The sequence below is a fragment of the Pseudomonas edaphica genome (assembly GCF_005863185.1).
GTDB classification, from domain to species: Bacteria; Pseudomonadota; Gammaproteobacteria; order Pseudomonadales; family Pseudomonadaceae; genus Aquipseudomonas; species Aquipseudomonas edaphica.
Window position 1 is genome coordinate 1 of the sequence record NZ_VBVZ01000696.1, and the last position, 3,031, is coordinate 3,031.

Annotated in this window: 1 protein-coding gene; it reads right to left on the bottom strand. The window is 63.4% G+C overall.

Annotated elements, in window-relative coordinates:
• Nucleotides 1-3,031 (bottom strand): beta strand repeat-containing protein (locus FEM54_RS29145; protein ID WP_420875332.1); only part of this gene is annotated, 3,031 nt, incomplete at both ends.

Sequence of the window (3,031 nt, forward strand, 5' to 3'; positions counted from 1 at the left end):
CCATACAGCGTGCCCTGACGGTTATCCACGGCGCCCTGGCTGTTGAGGTTCAGCGTGGCATCGCCCTGGAGCAAGCCTTGGCGATTGTCCAGGGAGCCTGCATTGACCGAGGCCGTGCGCGCGAGCAGCTTGCCGTTGCGGTTATCCAGCGCACCGTCGACCTGCAACGCTGCGCCTTCGGTGGCACTGACCGTGCCACCCAGGTTACTCAGGCTGCCGGCATGCAATTCCAGCGTCTTGGCCGACACCAGGCCCTTGGTGTTGTCCAGCGCGCGGGCGATGCGCAGGGTCAGCGCCTGTTCACTGAGGACCTTGGCGTTGCTGTTGTCCAGTGTCTCGGCAACCAGGGTAAACGCACGACTGCTGGAGATTTCACCCCCTTGGTTGGCGACGCTGTTGAGGTTGCTCAGCAGCAACTGACCCGGTGCGGTGATGGCACCGCCCTGATTGTTCAGGTGGCCGCGATTGAGGTCCAGGCTAACATCGCCCTGGCCGAACAGCCGGCCGTCATTGTGCTGATCCAGCCCGGTCACGCTGGCGTTCAGCGACTGGCCACTGCTGATGCGCCCGCCATCGCTGTTGTCCACCTGGCCGGCTTGCAGGTCCAGCTTGGCGTCACCGCGCAAGGTCCCTTGCTGGTTGTTCAGGGCATCGCCCAGCAACAGATGGAGCTGATTGTTCGCGTACACGCTGCCCTGGCGGTTATCCAGGGTGGTTGCGTTGAGTTTCAACACACCGACCGCCCCGAGGTTGCCGGCGCGGTTATCGAGGGTGTTGCCGGCCAGGGTCAGGTCGGCTTTGCTGCTGATGCGTCCCTGGCGTTGGTTATCGAGGCTGCCCAGGTTCAGGCTGAGGTTGCCAGTGGCCGCCAACAGGCCGACCTGGTTAAGCAAGTGCCCGGAAATGGCGGCGGCCAAGGCGCCGTCGCTGGTGAGCTTACCGTCGGTGTTGTCCAGGCTCGCTGCAGTGAGCGTGAAGTGGCTGCCCGCGGCCAGGGTGCCGTGCTGATTGGTCAGTGCCCCGCTGTTGATCGCCAGGGTGTGGTCGCCTTGAGCCTGACCGTTGCTGTTGTCCAGACCGCCTGCCGCCAACGCAAGATCACTGGCCAGCAACTTGCCGCTGCGGTTGTCCAGCAGGCCGTCGACGCTCAGGTTAAAGCCATCACGGGCACGCAGTGTGCCGTCCTGGTTGCCCAGGCTTGCGGTGCGGGCGTCCAGGCTTGCGGCTGAGACCAGGCCTTTGGCGTTCTCCAGTACACGGGCGATACGCAGGGTCAGCGCCTGCTCGCTCAAGACCTTGCCGCGGGTGTTATCCAGGCTGTCCGCTTGCAGGCTGAAACCGCTGGCGCTGGAGATTTCCCCAGCTTGGTTGTCGACGCTGCTGAGGTTGCTCAACAGCAGTGAGCCCGGCGCGTTGATCACGCCACCCTGGTTATTCAAATGGCCACGGTTAAGGTCCAGGCTCACATCGCTCTGGCTGTAGAGACGGCCATCGTTGTGCTGGTCCAGGCCGGTCACGCTGGCGCTGAGGGCCTTGCCATTGATGCGCCCGCCCGCGCTATTGTCCACCCGCCCGGCACGCAGTTGCAGGGTGCCGCCGGCGCTTAGCTGGCCGCCCTGATTATTGAGGTCGGCGCTGCTCAGTTGCAGGGCCTGGCCGCTGGCAAGCGTGCCATTGCGATTGCCCAGTGCGCCGCTGTCGATCTTCAGCAGATTGTCGCCCTGCACCCGACCTTGGGCGTTATCCAGCGTACCTGCCGTGAGCCGTACGTCCTGGCTCAGGATCTCCCCGCTGTGGTTGAGCAGTGCGGCACCAACGCCCATATTCAAGCTGTCGCGTGCCACTAAGTGGCCGCTGCTGTTGTCGAGACTGCCAGCCTGTACCTGCAACGATGCCGCACTCACCCGGCCGGCCGCATTGTTCAAGGCCTGGGCGATGGCCAGGGTCAGCGACTGCTCGCTCAACACCTTGCCACTGCGGTTATCCAGAGTGTCAGCTTGCAGCGTGAAGCCGGTGGTGCTGGAAATTTCCCCGTTGCGGTTGTCGACACTGTTGAAGTGATTCAGCAGCAACTGGCCGGGCGCGCTGATCACGCCGCCCTGGTTGTCCAGATGACCGCGATTGAGGTCCAGGGTCAAACTGGCCTGGCTGGACAGACGCCCACTGCCGTTGTTGAGGCTGCCCACACTGAGCTGGCTTGCACCGGCGCCGCTGAGGCTACCGCCACGGTTATCCAGCATGCCCGCCACACGGGCGTTCAGCGTACCGCGACTGCTCACGCTGCCGTTTTGGTCATTGACCAGGCTGGCGACATCGATCTGCAAGCCGGTGGCTGCAATCAATCCCGCACTGTTATTCAAGGTCTGTGCAATCTGCAGGGTCAGCCCCTGGTCGCTGAGCAACTTGCCGGCAGCGTTATCGACGGTACGTGCCGCAACGGTAAAGGCCCGCGCGCTGGAGATTTCGCCCTGGCGGTTGTCCACGCTGTTGAGGTTGTCGAGGGTCAATTGCCCGGTGGCATTGATCAGCCCGCTGCGGTTATCCAGATGGCCCTGGTTGAGGTTGAGGTTCAGGTCGGTGTTGCTGTAAAAACGGCCGCCGTCCTGTTGATTGAGGCTGCCGAGATTCGCGTTCAGGCCCTGGGCACTGGCGATCTGGCCTGCGCCACTGTTATTCACCGCACCCGCCGTCAGGTTCAGGGTCTGGCTGCTGTTGAGCACACCGCCCTGCTGGTTATCCAACGCACCGACCTTGACCTGCGCACCACCGGTGGACTCGATCCGTCCCTGCTGCTGGTTGGCCAGGGTGCCACTCAGTTCAATACCCAGCGTGCCTTGGCTGGTGAGCACGCCCTTTTGGCTGTTGTCCAGTGAAGCGGCCCGCAATTGCGCGGCTTGGCGTGCAGCAATTCGCCCGCCCTGGTTATTGATCAGCCCCGTCGCATTCAGGCTCAGCGATTGCCCGGCCGAGACCAGGCCGGCGACGTTATCCAGTTCATTCAGTTGCAGCGTGACCTGCGCCTGGCTCGACA